Below are 17,365 nucleotides of genomic sequence, written 5' to 3' on the forward strand. Positions count from 1 at the left end.
CTTTTTGTTATTCATCAATTCTAATAATCTCGCCTTGAGGGAAGTCCTCAGTTTCTAGTAAGTTACGAATAGCTTTCGCAACATATTCAGGTGGTAATAGTTTTCCTTCTTCTTTTAATGCAATGAAGCGGTCCAAATTTATGAAATCTTCTTTATTTGTTTCACGAATTTGTGATTGCATATTAGTATCAACAACACCAGGTGCAAAAGCGACGATTTTTACTGGATATTCTTTTTCTACTTCTTCAGTTGCTACGCACTGTGTAAACATATTTACACCAGCTTTCGTTGTACAATAAGCGCCCCAGCCAAAGTAAGGGTTTTTTCCTGCACCAGATGAAATGTTAATAACGCGTTTATCTACTTTCCAGTCTTTCGTATGTTTCATAAATGTAGATGTAAGAATCATAGGTGCAAGTAAATTAATGTGAACGTTCGTAATGAATTGTTCACTTTCAGCTTTTTCAATTGGCTTCATAGGTGCAACTGTACCCGCATTATTAATTAAATGAATAGAGGATACATTGTCTTTTTTAATAGATGAAATGATCTCTTTAAAGTTAGTTTCTAAGTTATGTACATCTTGAAGATCTAGGGAATGAAAAATGCAATTGCTGTTATATTGCTCTGCAAGTTTTGTAAGCTCTTTATTTTCTCTTCTAGAAATAGAGATGACAGTTGTATTTTTTTCTAATAATTGCGTAGCGATTGACTCACCTAAACCTTGTGAAGTTCCTGTTATGATAACGTAGCGCATAGTTTTATAAACCCCTCTCATATGTGCGGAATTTTGTTGGACAACGTACATTGTATAGTTTGTCTACATTTTATAGTATAGAGCACTTTTTACTATAATTGAAATGAGATGATTGTGTGCCTTTTATAAATAGGTTTACGACAACAGTACCTGGTGCCGTCACGTTTACTGGGAATACGCTGGGACTTAGCCCTACATCACCTGCACCAGGTAATATTTTTGGTACACTTGCTGTGTTTACGACAGTAAATACAGCATTGCAAGTACCAGGGTTCCCAGCAGGGACAACAGATGAATGGCAATTGAATTCTTCAAGTGCAATTTTAAATCTTCCAGCGGGAAGCAGTGTATTATATGCAGAATTAGTTTGGGCTGGTACTTTCCGGACTGATACGGAAGATGTGTTACCATTTTTAAATGATAACATTACATTTACAACGCCAGCAGGGACGTTTTCTGTTACGCCAGATCCTGCTACCGCGCAGCAAGGTTCAGTAGGAAATCAGTTTTATTATGCTCGCTCTGCCAATGTAACAAATCTTGTTAGTGCAGGTGGAGCAGGCACATATACAACGGGTGCTGTGCCAGCTGCAAGAACTTCAGCCGACCCAACAATCAGTCGTTCAGCTGGATGGACGCTTGAGGTTGTGTATCAAAATGCAAGTTTACCACTTCGAAATTTGTCAGTATATGCAGGTCAAGAAATTATCGATGCTTCATCCCCGCCAGTTGATGCTACAATTTCAGGTTTTGCTACGCCGGCAACAGGAGCTGTTACAGGAAGAGTGCTCGTAACTGCTCAAGAAGGTGATTCTAACATTGTTGGAGATCAACTTCGCTTTGGGCCGAATGCAAATGCTACAGTTGCATTATTCGGACCGAGAAATCCTGCGAATAATTTCTTTCAGTCACAAATTTGTAATGATAGTGGAAATTTAGATACGAGCGGCACGTTTGGAGATTTGAATCAGCCGTTAGGGGTAGCTTTGGCCGTCCGAAGACAAGGGTGGGATATTACGAATGTAGATGCCTCCTCATCTTTAGTAAACAGTCAAACATCAGCAACGGTTCGATTTGTTACAAATGGAGATGGATACGCAGCAGCTGGTTTTGGTGTTCAAATTGATGCAACAGGTCCAATTATTAATCCTGTTAAATCAGTTAATAGAACAGTCGCGGGGGTAGGGGATACTCTCACTTATACAATTACGGTCCCAAATACAGGAACAGGAAGTGCAGAAAACGTTGTATTACGTGATAGTATTCCGAACGGAACGACGTTTGTTGCAGGTAGTGTTACGGTAGGGGGAGTAACACAGCCGAATGCAAACCCTGCTAATGGAATTAATTTAGGTACAATCCCAAATAACACGCAAAGAATTGTTACATTTCAAGTTCGAATAACATCATTCCCGAATCCCAATCCTATTTTAAATCGTGCAATGGTGTCATATCAATTCCGTCCCTTCGTTGGTAGTCCTCCTATTACAAGTACGTCTTCTTCAAACACAGTACAAACGACAGTGAACCAAGCAACTATTAGTATGCAAAAATCTGTAGATTTACAGACGGCAACACTTAATGATGTATTAACGTACACAGTTAATGTCACAAATAATGGAAACGTCACTGCGAACAATGTTATTTTTGTTGATAGTATCCCTGCTGGAACAACATTTGTCGCAAATAGCGTTACGGTAAATGGAGTAGCGCGTCCAGGAGCGAATCCAGCAAGTAGTATTAATCTTGGAAGTATTAATGCATCGCAAACGACTGTAGTGCGCTTTCAAGTTCGAGTAACATCGAACCCTCTTGTCAATCCAATTCCAAACCGTGCGAGTGTAACATTTAACTTTACTCCAGTGCCTGGTCAACAACCAGTTTCAGGGCAAGCGACAAGTAATACTGTAGTTACGACAATTAATATAGCTGATATAACAACGAGAAAAACAGTGGATAAAGCTTTTGCAACGGTTAACGACGTTCTTACGTACACGGTAACAATTCAAAATACAGGAAATGTACTTGCAACGAACGTTATTTTTCAAGATCCGATCCCAATTGGAACGACATTTATCGCAAATAGTGTGACTGTGGATGGGGTTTCACAACCTGGGGTAAATCCAGCGACTGGGTTTACAGTAGCTAATATATCTCCTGGCGGAAGTAGGACTGTTACATTTCAAGTACGAGTAACATCTACACCATCGGGAGGTACGATTGCGAATCGCGGAAATGTATCTGCTAATTTCGTCGTTATTCCGAATCAGCCACCGATAACAATTAATAGACAAACGAATACAGTTGTGACACAAGTTAATACAGGCGGTTTAAATGTAATAAAAGAAGTAAATACAACGCAAGCGGCGGTAGGGGATACTTTAACGTACACAATTGCCGTCCAAAATACAGGGAATGTTCCGTTAACAAATGTATTTTTCCAAGACCCTATTTCTTCTGCTGTTTCATTTGTTGCAAATTCTGTAACAATTAATGGAGTACAGCAAAGTGGACTAAATCCGAATACAGGATTCTCTCTTCCGAATATTCCTGCGGCTCAAACGGTTGTAGTCACATTTGACGTAGTAATTGTACAGAATCCAGAAAATGAAGATATTTTAAATCAAGCAAATGTAACAGCAAGCTTTCAAGTGAATCCGAATGAACCACCAGTAACAATCAATGTACCGAGTAATGTTGTGAATACGACAGTACAATCAGGAAACTTTGAAGTTGTGAAAGCAGTCAATACGGATGTTGCAACAGTAGGGGATATTTTAGTATATACAATAGAAGTCATAAATGCAGGTAGTGTACCAGCTACGAATGTATTTTTCCAAGATTCAATTCCCCAAGGGACATTATTTATTGAAAATAGTGTAGTTGTGAATGGTGTTTTACAAGAAGGGGCAGATCCAGAACTTGGATTCCCATTAAATAATTTGCCTACTGGCGCCAGTGTTATTGTTACATTTGAAGTATTAATTGATGAAATTCCCCAAGGAAATAATGTTGTAAATAATGCGAATGTAACTGGAGATTTCCTTGTAAATCCAACAGAGCCGCCGATTACTGTAACAGTACCAAGTAATACTGTTATGACGATCGTGAATTCTTCAGGGTTAAATGTAATGAAAAGTGTAAGTGCTACTGAAGCCGGTGTAGGAGATACGTTAACGTATACAGTTCGTATACAAAATAGTGGAACGGTGACAGCGACAAATGTATCATTCCTTGATCCGATTCCAGTTGGAACCACTTTTGTAGCGAATAGTGTAACAATAAACGGGACACCTCAACCAGGTTTAAACCCGACAACTGGATTTCCACTTGCTAATATTCCAGTAGGAGGAATGGTGACGGTCACTTTTCAAGTGACAATCACGAGTGTACCACCAAATAGAGTTCTTCCGAATAATGCGAATGTCACTGCTGATTTCCAAGTAAGTCCTCTCCAGCCACCAATTACAATTGTAACGATTAGTAATATTGTTGTGACGCGAGTGAATGTAGGATCACTTAATGTGATGAAGAGTGGAAATACACTACAAGCCGGTGTAGGAGATACGTTAACGTATACGATTCTTATTCAAAATACAGGAACTGTTCCTGCAACGAATATTGTTTTTCAAGATCCAATTCCGTCTGGTACTGCCTTTGTAGCAAATAGTGTGACGATAAATGGAGTCGTACAGCAAGGCGCGGATCCTATGCTAGGTTTCCCGGTACCAAATATTCCGGTCGGGCAAACGGCTACGATTACGTTTCAAGTTACAGTGACGAGTGTTCCGAGCGGTGGAAATATAAGAAACCAATCGAACGTTACTGCAAGTTTTCTTATAAATCCAGCAAACCCTCCAATAACGACTGTTACAAATAGTAATTTTGTAGTGACGCAAGTAAACACAGCACAGTTAAATATACAAAAATCTTCATCTGTACAACAAGCAGCACTTGGAGAAACTTACACGTATTCTGTTGTCATTCGAAATAACGGTACAGTAACAGCAACGAATGTCTCTTTCCTTGATCCAATTGCTTTAGAAACAACTTTTGTAGCAAATAGTGTAACGATAAATGGAACGCTACAACCTGGATTTGACCCAAATGTTGGTTTCCCGCTTCCTAATATTGCAGCTGGAACATCATTGACAGTAACGTTCCAAGTTACGGTAGTTGCACCGTCTACACGTGGAGCAGTATTAAATACAGCATCTGCTACAGCCACTTTCTTATTAAATCCTTTACAGCCACCTGTAACAACAACGAATTCAAGTAATACAACGGTAGTTACAATACCGTTACCTCCTCCTGGTGAAGTAACTGCAACAAAAACAGTTGATGTTGCAACTGGGGCCGTTGGGGATGTATTAACGTATACTGTGCTCATTTCAAACGTAGGAATTATCCCTGTTACAGATGTGTTCTTCCAAGATGTCATACCAGAAGGAACGACGTTTGTTGACAATAGTGTAACGATAGGTGGAGTGCAGCAACTTGGTTTAAATCCAGAAATAGGATTTACAGTTACTCCATTATTAATCGCTGGTGGAAGTATTGAGGTCACATTCCAAGTGACGATTACAGAAATTCCAGATAATGAAGTCATATTAAATGATGCAGATGTTACATTTACTTCACAACCAAATCCGCAGGAACCACCGATTACGGAAACGATATTAACAAATTTAGTCGTTACGACAATTAATATAGCGTTTATTTTTCCATTGAAACTAGTAGATAAAGAAGTAGCGACGGTAGGAGAAATATTAACGTATGATGTATTGATTTTTAATTTCGGAACAGTGCCAGCGACGAATGTTCAATTTATCGATACTACTTCCGCGGGTGTAGCATTTGTACCAGGAAGTGTGAGCATAAACGGGGTACCAGCACCAGGACTAGATCCTTTCATTGGTTTTACAGTTCCAGATATACCTGTCGATGATTTTGTACTTGTCACATATCAGGAAGTGGTTACAAGCATACCAGAAGGTGGAACGATTGTTAATTTTGTAGACGTTACAGCTACATTTGCTGTAAGTGAAACAGAACCCCCTATTACGGAAACAACGACAAGTAATACGACATTAACAGAAATCAATGAGCCTGGTTTGAATGTTTTAAAATCAGTGAGTCAGCCGGTTGTTGCAGTAGGCGATACAATCACATATACAACAGTAGTTCAAAATACAGGAACAGTGCCAGCAACGAATGTTCAATATAGTGATGTATTACCTTCCTCTATAGCATTCGTGCCGAACAGTGTAACGATAGATGGTGTGTTACAACCTGGATTCAATCCGAATAACGGATTCCCGCTTCCAGATATAAATCCAGGTGAAAGTGTAGAAGTCATCTTCCAAGTAACCGTTGTTAGTGCGCCATCAAACGGAACAATTGCCAATACGGCAAATGTAACTGGAAGTTTTGTATTAGTACCAGGAGAACCACCAGTTATAGTAACAGAGCCGAGCAATACAACACTTACAACTGTAAATAGAGGGCAATTTAATGTTATTAAACAAGTAAATAGGGTTGCTACTCTCGTTGGAGATATATTAACGTATACGGTTCAAATAACAAATACAGGAACAGTAACAGCTAATGCTGTTCAGTTTGTTGATACCATTTCAGCAGGAGCGTCATTTGTACCAAATAGTGTAACGATAAATGGAGCCCCGCAACCAAACTTAAATCCGATTACTGGATTTGGAGTTGGAGATATCCCAGTTGGTGAAACAGTTATAGTGACGTTTCAAGCGACAGTTACAAACATCCCGTCATCAGGAACAATTACGAACGTTGCAAATATAACAGGAAGCTTTACTTTAGTGCCAGGAGAACCACCAGTTGTAGTAACAGAGCCGAGTAATACGACGATAACTAGAGTGAATAGAGGACGATTCAGCGTTATAAAATCTGTAAATAAAGAAGCGACACGATTAGGAGATACGTTAACGTATAGTGTGCAAGTTACAAATACGGGAACGGTAACAGCAACGAATGTTCAGTTTATCGATGTTCCATCACCTAGTTTAGAATTCGTTCCTGGAAGTGTACAAATAAATGGGATTCCGCAAGTAGGTTTAGATCCATTTGTAGGCTTTGCATTGCCTGATCTTGCAGTAGGGGATAGTGTATTAATTACATTTGAAGTAAATGTAATCGCAGTTCCGCCTTCTAGTAGCATTATGAATACAGCAAGAGTAACGGGTGATTTCGAATTGATTCCAGGAGAACCTCCGTCTACAATTACAAATTCAAGTAATACGACGGTTACGCCGGTAAATAGAGGCAGCTTAGATATGCTAAAAGAAGTAGACCATTCAGTTGTTGGTGTAGGAGAAACGGTAACGTATACTGTTCGTATATTAAATACTGGTACTGCTGATGCAATGAATGTTCAATTTATCGATGTGCTATCTCAGGAAGCTGATTTCGTTCCAAATAGTGTAACGATAAATGGGGTTCCGCAACCGGGGTTAAATCCGCAGATTGGATTTACGATACCTGATATACCAGTTGGTGAGACGGCACTTGTAACATATGAAGCTACGATTACAAGTTTTCCGGATGGTGGTACAGTAGTGAACGTTGCTGGGGCGTTAGCAGAATATATTTTAGTACCAGGGGAGCCGCCAGTTACAGTGATGGATACAAGCAATACAGTTATAGTGACGGTAAATACTGCAATCTTATTTGTTGCAAAAGGAGCAAACTTTGAAGTAGCAATGATAGGGGATGTTGTCACTTACGGAATCGCTGTTATAAATGATAGTACAGTTCCTGTGACCAATATTGTGTTAACAGATATCATTGATCCGAATACGCTATTTATAAATGGTACGGTAACGGTAAATGATGTACCTCTTCCATTTGCTAATCCGAATACTGGTATTCCGTTAGGTGATTTTCAGCCAAATGATGCAGCAATTATTAATTTCCAAGTTGTAATAATAGGAGGGCAAGTAAATAATTTAGTTACAAATACTGCTACAGCGAATGGGCTTGCAACTGTAAATCCGAATGAGCCGCCAGTAGTAGTTGAAGGTGATAGTAATACAGTTGTTATCCCGTTTATTCCTCAAAATGTCTCAACGACAGTCGTAAAAACGGCAGATTTACAGGTAGCAACAATTGGAGATGTCATTACGTTTACGACAGTCATCACAAATACGGGTGATACTGTAATGCAAAATATTCGTTTTCAAGATATGTTAGATAGTAGTGTTCGATTTGTTCCTGGAAGTGTAACGGTTGATAATACGCCAGTGCCGAATGTAAGCCCGGCAGTAGGGTTTCTTATCGGAAGTTTAAATCCTGGTGAAGCAAGGACAGTTTCGTTCCAAGTAGCAGTACAGAGCGCGCCAAATGGTTCAGGAAATTATATAAATCAAGCGAGTATTCGTTTTGAACATCAAGTAGGCACAGTATTGCCACCTGTTACACAAATAGTAGAAAGTAACATAGTTGTCATTCCATTTGTTCCAACGATTGAACAAATTTGCGAAACAAACTTTAATTGCTTAGATAAGATTCCATTTCAATGTTCTCCGTGTAATCATTTGCATGGACATAAAAAATAAAAACAGAAAGAGCATCCAATTATTTTTCAGGATGCTCTTTCTGTTTTAATCATATAGATTCATTTTCGGGCGAGGTGAAAAATTCGTCGATTTTGTCGGAGAGTAGTAATGGAATGGCTCCTTTTATAACAGAAATGTCCCAGTCCCACCATGCGAGATTCTCTAGTTTGTCAATCGTTTCTTGTGGGAAACGATATCGAACAAATTTTGCAGGATTACCAGCTACAATTGCATACGGGGGTACGTCTTTTGTAACAACGCTCCTGGCGCCGATAATGGCCCCGTTACCAATTGTAACGCCAGATAAAATACAGGATTGATAACCAATCCATACATCATTGCCGACTACGATATCACCTTTTGAAGAAGGGTGACCAGTAATATGTGCTCCTTCATCAAAAAGTGCATTAAATGGATAAGTCGTTATCCAGTCTGCGCGATGTTCACCGCCAAGTATGAAAACGACTTCTTCTGCTAATGAACAAAACTTACCTATTTTTAATTTTGTTTCATCGTTCCAAGAAAAAATGGTTGGCCCTACTTTACTATAAGTATAATCACCAATATCATATTTATTATATTCAGGTTTTTGATTTAAATATAACATGCTTCTTCAGCCTCCTTTCTCAATTAAGCGATACGTATGGAATATTATATGCAAGATGTAGTAATGTGAACTGTATTAATAGGTGAAATGAACAAAAGGGAGTGGGATGTATGCGATACGAAATGGGTTTATATAATAAACCGTTTCAGTCAATTCAATCAGGGAAAAAAGTATATGAAGTACGCCTATACGATAAAAAACGTCAACTAATAAACAAAGACGATGAAATCGTATTTACGAATCTTACGACAACAGAAATGATGACGGTAAAAGTAACGGAAATAAAGCGATACGAGAGCTTTAAATCTATGTATGAACAAATTGATAAAAAATTATTGGATTGTGAAAATGATAGTTTAGAGGAAATGTTAGAAAGTACATACAAAATATATACGAAAGAACAAGAAAAAGAGTGGGGAACAGTTGCGATTCGTATTGAGGTAATAAAATGATAAGAAATCGCGGGGCGGCTATTATTGTACAGGAAGGGAAAATCGCTCTTATAAAACGTATTCGAGAAGAGGAAATATATTATGTTTTTCCTGGCGGAGGGATTGAGGAAGGTGAAACGCCTGAAGAGGCAACGAAAAGAGAGATATACGAAGAATTAGGGCTACATATAAAAGTGAAGCACCTTATTGCAAAGGTAAAGGAAATGAATATTATTATGGTGCCTATATTACAGGTGGAGTGTTCGGAAGTGGAACAGCTGAGGAATTTCAGCGGGAAGGTAAAGGAAGTTATATTCCGTTATGGCTACCGATAAACGAGTTGGAAAAAGTGAATATAAAACCTTATGAAGTGGTCGGAAATATATTTAATCATTATAAAATATAACGTCTGACAACATACAAAAAAAACCATTGACATAGGCTTCTGATTTAAGTATTGTATTCGAGTATGTTTATAATCAGGAGGTTTATATGAGCAATCAAACTACTACACATCATGTGAAAATGACAACAGCGGATCCATCTGGAATTGGTCTATTTGGATTAGCGATGGTAACACTTGTAGCATCATCTCAAAAGTTAGGCTTAACAGATGGCGTTTCACTTGTATTACCATGGGCAATCTTTTTAGGAGGATTTGCACAAATCTTTGCTTGCATTCACGATGCAAAGCATAACAATACATTCGGTACGACAGCATTTGGTGCGTACGGCCTATTTTGGTTAGGTGTTGGAATGACTTGGTTAATTCAACTTGGAGTATTTGGCGAAAAATTAGCACAAGTTGCAGATTCAAAACAGCTTGGTGTAGCCTTTATCGGATATTTGATTTTCACAATCTTTATGACGATTGGTGCAATGGAAACACATAAAGTATTATTTATGATCTTCGTCCTTATTGATTTCTTATTTATTGGTCTTTCATTAAGTACTTTAGGTGTTATGCCGCACGCAATGCATAATTTAGCAGCATATTCTGAACTTCTTATTTCATTATTATCTTTCTATGGTTCAGCAGCAGCAGTGTTAAACACACACTTCGGAAAAGTTGTTTTACCAGTAGGGAAGCCTTTTGGTATTTTTAAAAAGTAATAAAAAAGCACAGATGATTGTATAGTCATCTGTGCTTTTTTTTATTTATTCCTCTATTTGTGGGCTGTCTGAAAAATCCTGATTGGTGAGGGCTCATTAAAGTTTCACTTTATTTGAAATAAGTAATGTGAAATGTAAATAAAAGTAGAAAAAAATCAATTGAAATTGATTATCATTATTAATATAATGAGAATGAGAATCATTTATTGTTAGAGGGGGATGCCAAAGTGGCAAAAATTTTAATAGCTTATGCAAGTATGTCAGGAAATACAGAGAGTATTGCTGATTTAATTAAAGTTAGTTTAGATGCTTTTAATCATGAAGTAGTATTGCAAGAGATGGAAGGCATGGATGCTGAAGAATTATTAGCTTATGATGGAATCATTTTAGGATCTTATACGTGGGGCGATGGTGAATTACCATTTGAAGCGGAAGATTTTCATGAGGACTTAGAAAATATAGATTTAGCTGGGAAAAAGGTAGCGGTATTCGGATCAGGTGATACGGCGTATGAACTGTTTTGTGAAGCGGTAACGATATTTGAAGAACGCCTTGTAGAACGAGGTGCAGAGCTTGTACAAGAAGGGCTGAAAATTGAATTAGCTCCAGAAGATCAAGAGGATGTTGAAAAATGCAGTAATTTTGCAATTGCATTTGCTGAGAAGTTCTAAGAATGGGAGTGTCAACGTGGAGACGATGTTAAGTGCAACTGCTATTACAAAGTTAAGAGATGGAAAACTGTTGTTAGCTACTACATATAATGGCTTATTTGTTGAACAAGACGGAGAATGGAAACGAATTTTAAATGGTTTTCAAAAACGAATTAGGGATTTACATAGCGAAGATAATGTAGTTTATGGTGTAGGTGACGAAGGGATTTTTATTCGTAGTATGAATGGTGGAGAGAACTGGACAATTCAGCGTTTTCCAACAAAAGCAACAAGTTGGAATGTATGTAGCAATGTACAAGGAACTGTTGTTGCTCATGGAGAAAAAACGCTGTATCTTTCTAATAATTTCGGTTCGACATGGGAGACTATTCATCCGTTTCTTGAGTATGGCAGTGCGGCGCCGTCTATTCGATCATTATTTTTATATAAACATTACTTATTTATTGGTACGAAAATACATGCTAAGTATGGTGGTGTTTGGCTCTTTGATTTGAAGACACGTAAATTAAAGAGGATTAAAATTACGATGAATCAAATGATTTCTGCGTTGACTTTACACAATTCTTATTTAGTAGCGGCAAGTGGATCGTGCAAGGGAGTTAGCGGGAATATTTCTTATTGTAAAATAGATGACAGTATTGCGAGTGAAAAAATATATTGGCATACATGTCAAAGTGAGCAGAAAGCAAGTAGTTATTTAGACTTAAGTGTAGACCAACATGTCTTATATACAACTTCAACACAAAATAAGGCGGGTATTAGTAGTGTGTGCCGTGTACTTCTTGACGAAGGTATTGTTACAGTATGTGATTCAGTTAAAGGGCACGGATGGCGCATTGTTAATCAAAAAGATGGTTATGTAGTAGCTGGATCAGGTGAATTAAAAGCAATGCAGTGGGAACAAAAAATAATTTAAGAAAAAACTTTACTTTTATTATATTGATATGATATAGTATGTTTAAACCATTTTACTTTTAATAATATAGAGATTTAAATGAGCTGTAACTTCCGAGGAGGATAGCAATGTTAAATCTCCTCAGGGGTTGCAGTTTTTTAATATCTGGCTTATTATTGTAAGGTGGTTGAAAATGAATATGTACATATAGGTACATTGTAGGAGGATTTTTTTCATGCAAAACGGTAAAGTAAAATGGTTTAACTCAGAAAAAGGTTTCGGTTTCATCGAAGTTGAAGGCGGAGAAGACGTATTCGTTCATTTCTCAGCTATCCAAGGCGAAGGCTTCAAAACTTTAGAAGAAGGTCAAGAAGTTACTTTCGAAGTAGAACAAGGTAACCGTGGACCTCAAGCTACTAACGTAAACAAGAAGTAATTTTTGAAAAAAGAAGGGCTCGCCCTTCTTTTTTTTTTTGCATTTTTATAGATATCCTCCTACTTACATATCATAACAAGACTGAATTTTCATTTATTTATTCGTAGTATTTTTGTATAAAGTACATGAATAAATAAATACTGAAAATAAAGTGTTTGTGTGAAAAGGAATTTAGAAAGAGGTAAATAAATTGAAAAACGCTACACATTTCATTGTGTTTGATATTGAGAGGAATTTCAGACCGTATAAATCAGAAGATCCGTCAGAAATAGTTGATATCGGAGCTGTAAAAATAGAAATAGGTACAATGAAGATAATTGAAGAATTTTCGGAGTTAGTAAAACCAAGTGCACGATTAACTCGTCATACAACAAAATTAACCGGTATTACGAAGAAAGATTTAATGGATGTAGAAAAATTCCCTCAAATTATAGAGAAATTTATTCAGTTCATCGGAGAAGATTCTATATTTGTTTCATGGGGAAAAGAAGATTATCGCTTTCTATCTCATGATTGTACATTACATGGTGTTGAATGCCCCATTATAGAAAAAGAAAGTAGAATTGATTTGCAAAAATTTGTTTTCCAAGCATATGAGGAATTGTTTGAACATACGCCAAGTTTACAATTTGCGATAGAACAGCTCGCTTTAACGTGGGAAGGGAAACAGCACCGTGCTTTAGCAGATGCCGAAAATACAGCAAATATACTTCTTAAAGTGTATAGCGAGAGAGATATTAATAAGCGATACAAAAGACATGGTGAACTTGAACTTGTAAAGAACGGGAAACTAACGGAAAAAGCGAAAAAAAAGATGCGAAAATGGGTGTTTAAAGAACTAAAGAAAAATACAGAACGCCCTTTTGAATGGAGTACATTTGAAAGTAGTGACACGTGGGAAAGTATAACGGAAAGATATTATATAAGTGAAAATACAGTAGAACTCCTGAAAAAACATTTTCGTACGGCAGTGAGAAAAGCGGAACGACAGATTAGGTATTTGGCTGAGATGGAGGAGAATGTAGAGGTTAAATGATATTCTCCTCTATTTCTAGCTACATAAATTAAAATTCATCGTATTAAATAGCGATTAATTTGTTGCTGTAATTGAGCAGTCATTATTGCTTTGAAATTTAGGGCGTTAGTTAGAATGTTAATCTGTTGAGGAGTAGTTAATTTTTCAAATCCTTTTGCATGTGCAAAGAAATGTTGTAGGAATTTTTTCTTCTCTTCAGTTAACCTTTTATGATTTCCTATTGGAAGACCTGCGCATTTATATAAAAATTGTTTAGTATTACTTTTTAACTTTAAATCACTAATCCAATTCATAGTTTTTTCAGTGGTATGGCTGTTTATGTAGTTTTTTGGAACGGTTACTTTATAATTGTAATCCCGTAAATCATTTTTAGTAAAACCTGTCTGCTTTAAAATTTGTAATAGAGGGAAATGATTTTCCTCAAGTTTATTTAAAATAAATTGTCTATTGGTTTTATTAGAATCGCCTTTGTTATGAAGTCTACGAAGTATTTTGAGGTATTGTGAAGGTTTTTCTGTAAAATCTTCAATAATACAGGGGATTTGTTTTATATGTGGATTATTAGTTATGAAATTGTAACAATCGTATTTTCCAACTAAAATGTATTCATCTTTTAGAGGATGCTTTTCGACTGGTAAGAGTAAATCAAATATATCAAGATATTCAATAGTACTGTTCATTTTTTTTAGAATAAGATTTTGTAATGTGTGGATTATACAATAGATTTATTTTTTCAATAGGAATCATGCTAATTTCAGTTAAAGAATGAGGACTATGGTAAATGATCATATGTATTTACCTCCTTAAATCAAATATATAGCGTTAGAAAGTTGTCTTATGATAGCAATAGGAAAATACGTGATTAATGTGAAAGATCCTACCTCTTTTATAGAGGTAGGATCTTTTGCAGTTGATCTATTCAATTCCTTCTGGACTATAGCTATACTGCTGCTTATTCTCAATCCGCTCAATCACATCCTGCAGCTCATCTGGCTTCAGAAACTCAATCGGAGAGAAGCCCTTCTCAAATGTAAGTGTATCAGCCTCAATCATTAATACGTATCGATCATTTACCTTTGCAATATGTATTTGATCCCCGAAATCAGCAAGCAAAGCCTTCACAGAGATATGATCTGCTTTTAGTTTTAATTCCACTTCAGGAGCATGCTCGACGATTTGGGCAGTTGCTTCCATTACTTCTTCGGTTGAAAATTGTTCCATAATTTCGCGTTTCGGACTGGCAGCCCATACTTCCATCGCTTGGTCGAATTGTTCGCGTTCTTCCGTACCTTCTTCAAATACATCTTCAATTTGGTCGTATACCATGTCCATTACTTGTGTTTTCATAATTTCAGGCATAGAGCGTTCATATTCGACGAATTTTAAGAAGTCTTCAAAGTAGCGGGCATGTGATGCTTGGTGTATTTTTAGTTCGCCTACTTCAACCATACCTTCTTCAGGCATGTATGGGTATTGGATAGATTTCATATTCTTTGTTGTGATGGCCATTTCAACGTTACGAATCAGTGTTGATTCATCAGAAATAGAAGCAACCTTTGGTTCGAAGTCGCATTTCATTACGAATACAAATGGATCATCAAAGTATTTGCGTAGTTTTGCCTGAGCAATTAAAAATACACCACCGCGTACAGCGCTTGTGTCAAGATATGTATAAACGAGAGGTTCACTCATATCTTTAAAGTTGTCCTTTGTTTCTGCAAAGCGAATACGATTAAAAAGGTTGTAATGAGGGTTTGAATCAAGTTCGTGCCCTTCCTCTACAATAAAGCGACCAATTTTTGTTGGGGCTTGTTCTGTTTTTGCATGACGTTCTACTTTTCGCTTCGATATTTTTAATAACTCACCATTCAAAAATTCTTTTAAGGAGCTATCTTCATATTCTTCAGCGTCTAAAGTTTGAAAATGTTTGTAGCGTTTATCAACTGCTTCACCTTTTCCTTCTACTTGTACAACATAAAAGGAAAGATAATTTATTTCAAAATCCATATTTATCACCTTGTTTCATTTCATTAACTCTTATCAGTATAGAGATGGAAAAAACTTTCGTCAATTTATATAAGGAAGGGGGAGCCCCTTCCTTATATAATTTTTATTTTCTCGATTAAAATCCGTCTTCTAATGCTGCGAATGGAATGTTTAGTCTGTTTTCTACTGTACGTAAACGTTGGTTTAAGCGGTTTAGTCTACGTGTATGGCGCTCAACTGTATTTTCTAGTTGACGTACTCTTTGTTCAAGCTCATTTACGCGTCTTTCTAATTGACGATTTCCAGTGCCAGGAAAAGAGATTGGAAGTTGGAATTGTCTATTTTGGTCATATGGATTCGTTTGCTCTGCTTGATCTATATAAGATTGATATTGTGCTTGTAAGTCATACTGTGGTTGTTGGTACGCATATTGATTATATGGATCATATGGATTGTAGGGATACATAATAACATCCTCCATTTCTTTAAAATAGGTTGAATTCACCATAATGTATGTGCAAAAGCGGAGCGGTGGCACGGCAAATACCTATTTATGTTGACGGGATTTTTCTTTATCCCGCATTAACGGGCAGTAAGACCCCACTGATTAAAGTTTCACTTTATAAAAAATAGCTTGAGGGTTTTTGATTTGTATTTCTTTTGCTTGATGGTATATACTGGATAAAAGAGAGAGTTTACATAAAAGTTACAATTCTATCAAACTCAAACTTTTATGTAAATATGTATAGACATTTATAAAAGAAAAGAGTAATTTATATAGAGTGAAAAATAACTTGTAACATTTTATAAACATATTGTAAAATGATTGTAACAAAACATACATAAAAATGAAATAAATACATAATAGTGATGTTGGGGAAAGGGAGAGAGTATATTGTTCCGTAAAGTAAAGGGTATATTAGTTGGGGTGTTATGTGTAGCTGTAGTGAGTGGCTGTGGTGCAAAAGTAAGTGATGTTGCATTGGTAAGTGATATTGGTGGGCACACTGTAGAGGCTAAAGCAGAAGTGCAAGATACTATTAGTTTAGTTGATGGTCGAACTGGTACTGAAGTGAAAAAATTAGATTTATCTGGTTTAGGCTATTTTGAAGATGAAGCGAAATTTAAAAAGTCTGTAACAAAGGTTGTTGGTGAGGTTGGAAAAAGCGTCGACAAAAAAATGGTTCCTTCACGTATAGCACCTGATGGAAGTTGGCAAGAAGGAAAACCTTCTTATGAATTAATGGAAAAAGAATTAGTAGATAAATTGTTAAACGTTGGTATGTGGGATGCTACGTATCAGTTGCCGATTGTGGAGAAAAAACCAGTCGCAACATTAAGTGATGCGCAAGGAAATGGTACGGTAATTGGTAGATATGAAACGAACTTAGGTGGTTCAACAGGTGGCCGTATTGAGAATATTCGTTTGTCAGCAGCGAGCATAAATGGAGTTGTGTTAGCAAAAGGAGATCGTTTCTCTTTTAATTCATTAATCGGTGATACGACACCAGATAAAGGATATCAATTAGGGAAAGAAATAGTTGATGGTAAATTAGTAGATGGATATGGCGGTGGTGTTTGTCAAACATCTTCAACTTTATACAATGCAGCAGATCAAGCTGGCCTGAAAATGGTGGAGAGAACTACACATTCTAAAACGGTAGGTTATGTTCCACAAGGAAGAGATGCTACAATTGCATATCCATATTTAGATTTAGTATTTGAAAATACGAATGATGCACCTGTGAAGCTTTATATGGGCATTCAGGGTGGAAAGCTAGTTGCTGAAGTACATAAAATGAGATAAGAGTTAAAAAGCCACCTTTTCTAAAAGTTAGAAAAGG

The 17,365-nt window shown here is 36.8% G+C and carries 13 protein-coding genes and 1 pseudogene; 9 read left to right on the forward strand and 5 right to left on the reverse strand.

Going from position 1 to position 17,365, the window contains the following annotated elements; genetic code table 11:
• Window positions 1-7 precede the first annotated feature (7 nt).
• Window positions 8-757, reverse strand: a complete 750-nt coding sequence (locus tag BM089_RS16350; RefSeq protein ID WP_090977434.1) for a (S)-benzoin forming benzil reductase — start codon at window positions 755-757, stop codon at window positions 8-10.
• A gap of 116 nt (window positions 758-873) precedes the next feature.
• Here BM089_RS16350 and BM089_RS16355 point away from each other — a divergent pair, with 116 nt between their 5' ends.
• Window positions 874-8,346 carry a DUF11 domain-containing protein gene (locus BM089_RS16355; RefSeq protein WP_090977436.1) on the forward strand — a complete coding sequence of 2,491 codons (7,473 nt, stop codon included), beginning with the start codon at window positions 874-876 and terminating at the stop codon, window positions 8,344-8,346.
• Between the two features lie 49 nt (window positions 8,347-8,395).
• Here the strand turns inward: BM089_RS16355 and BM089_RS16360 are convergent, their stop codons facing one another.
• A complete protein-coding gene (locus BM089_RS16360; RefSeq protein WP_000966308.1) occupies window positions 8,396-8,953 on the reverse strand; it encodes a CatB-related O-acetyltransferase in 558 nt (185 codons plus the stop codon).
• Window positions 8,954-9,063: 110 nt separating this feature from the next.
• Here BM089_RS16360 and BM089_RS16365 point away from each other — a divergent pair, with 110 nt between their 5' ends.
• The 7 genes and pseudogenes from BM089_RS16365 to BM089_RS16395 all read left to right on the forward strand — a co-directional run bounded on the left by BM089_RS16365 (window position 9,064) and on the right by BM089_RS16395 (window position 13,535).
• Complete coding sequence (locus BM089_RS16365; protein ID WP_001268359.1) at window positions 9,064-9,405, forward strand: ASCH domain-containing protein; 342 nt, start codon at window positions 9,064-9,066, stop codon at window positions 9,403-9,405.
• Window positions 9,402-9,790, forward strand: a pseudogene (locus BM089_RS16370) (NUDIX domain-containing protein). Before BM089_RS16365 ends, BM089_RS16370 begins: the two are co-directional and overlap by 4 nt.
• 86 nt (window positions 9,791-9,876) lie before the next feature.
• On the forward strand, window positions 9,877-10,497 hold the full coding sequence (locus tag BM089_RS16375; RefSeq protein ID WP_000070945.1) for an acetate uptake transporter: 621 nt from the start codon (window positions 9,877-9,879) through the stop codon (window positions 10,495-10,497).
• A 227-nt stretch (window positions 10,498-10,724) separates the two neighbouring features.
• A complete protein-coding gene (locus BM089_RS16380) occupies window positions 10,725-11,168 on the forward strand; it encodes a flavodoxin (RefSeq protein WP_090977438.1) in 444 nt (147 codons plus the stop codon).
• Window positions 11,169-11,184: 16 nt separating this feature from the next.
• On the forward strand, window positions 11,185-12,084 hold the full coding sequence (locus tag BM089_RS16385; RefSeq protein WP_000449497.1) for a WD40/YVTN/BNR-like repeat-containing protein: 900 nt from the start codon (window positions 11,185-11,187) through the stop codon (window positions 12,082-12,084).
• A 214-nt stretch (window positions 12,085-12,298) separates the two neighbouring features.
• Window positions 12,299-12,499: a cold shock-like protein CspB gene (gene cspB / locus BM089_RS16390; protein ID WP_001179150.1), complete on the forward strand. Its 201-nt coding sequence runs from the start codon at window positions 12,299-12,301 to the stop codon at window positions 12,497-12,499.
• A gap of 190 nt (window positions 12,500-12,689) precedes the next feature.
• On the forward strand, window positions 12,690-13,535 hold the full coding sequence (locus BM089_RS16395; RefSeq protein WP_090977440.1) for an exonuclease: 846 nt from the start codon (window positions 12,690-12,692) through the stop codon (window positions 13,533-13,535).
• A gap of 35 nt (window positions 13,536-13,570) precedes the next feature.
• On the opposite strand, the gene BM089_RS16400 is transcribed toward BM089_RS16395, so the two are convergent.
• From BM089_RS16400 to BM089_RS16410, 3 genes are all read right to left on the reverse strand, one after another.
• A complete protein-coding gene (locus BM089_RS16400) occupies window positions 13,571-14,215 on the reverse strand; it encodes a hypothetical protein (protein WP_254791361.1) in 645 nt (214 codons plus the stop codon).
• A gap of 235 nt (window positions 14,216-14,450) precedes the next feature.
• Window positions 14,451-15,542 carry a DUF3900 domain-containing protein gene (locus BM089_RS16405; RefSeq protein ID WP_000345036.1) on the reverse strand — a complete coding sequence of 364 codons (1,092 nt, stop codon included), beginning with the start codon at window positions 15,540-15,542 and terminating at the stop codon, window positions 14,451-14,453.
• A gap of 115 nt (window positions 15,543-15,657) precedes the next feature.
• Window positions 15,658-15,987: a hypothetical protein gene (locus BM089_RS16410; RefSeq protein ID WP_000283711.1), complete on the reverse strand. Its 330-nt coding sequence runs from the start codon at window positions 15,985-15,987 to the stop codon at window positions 15,658-15,660.
• 429 nt (window positions 15,988-16,416) lie between these two features.
• On the opposite strand from BM089_RS16410, the gene BM089_RS16415 reads away from it, so the two are divergent.
• Complete coding sequence (locus tag BM089_RS16415; RefSeq protein WP_000488980.1) at window positions 16,417-17,328, forward strand: VanW family protein; 912 nt, start codon at window positions 16,417-16,419, stop codon at window positions 17,326-17,328.
• Window positions 17,329-17,365 lie beyond the last annotated feature (37 nt).

This window comes from Bacillus sp. 5mfcol3.1 (assembly GCF_900114335.1).
Taxonomy (GTDB): domain Bacteria; phylum Bacillota; class Bacilli; order Bacillales; family Bacillaceae_G; genus Bacillus_A; species Bacillus_A thuringiensis_S.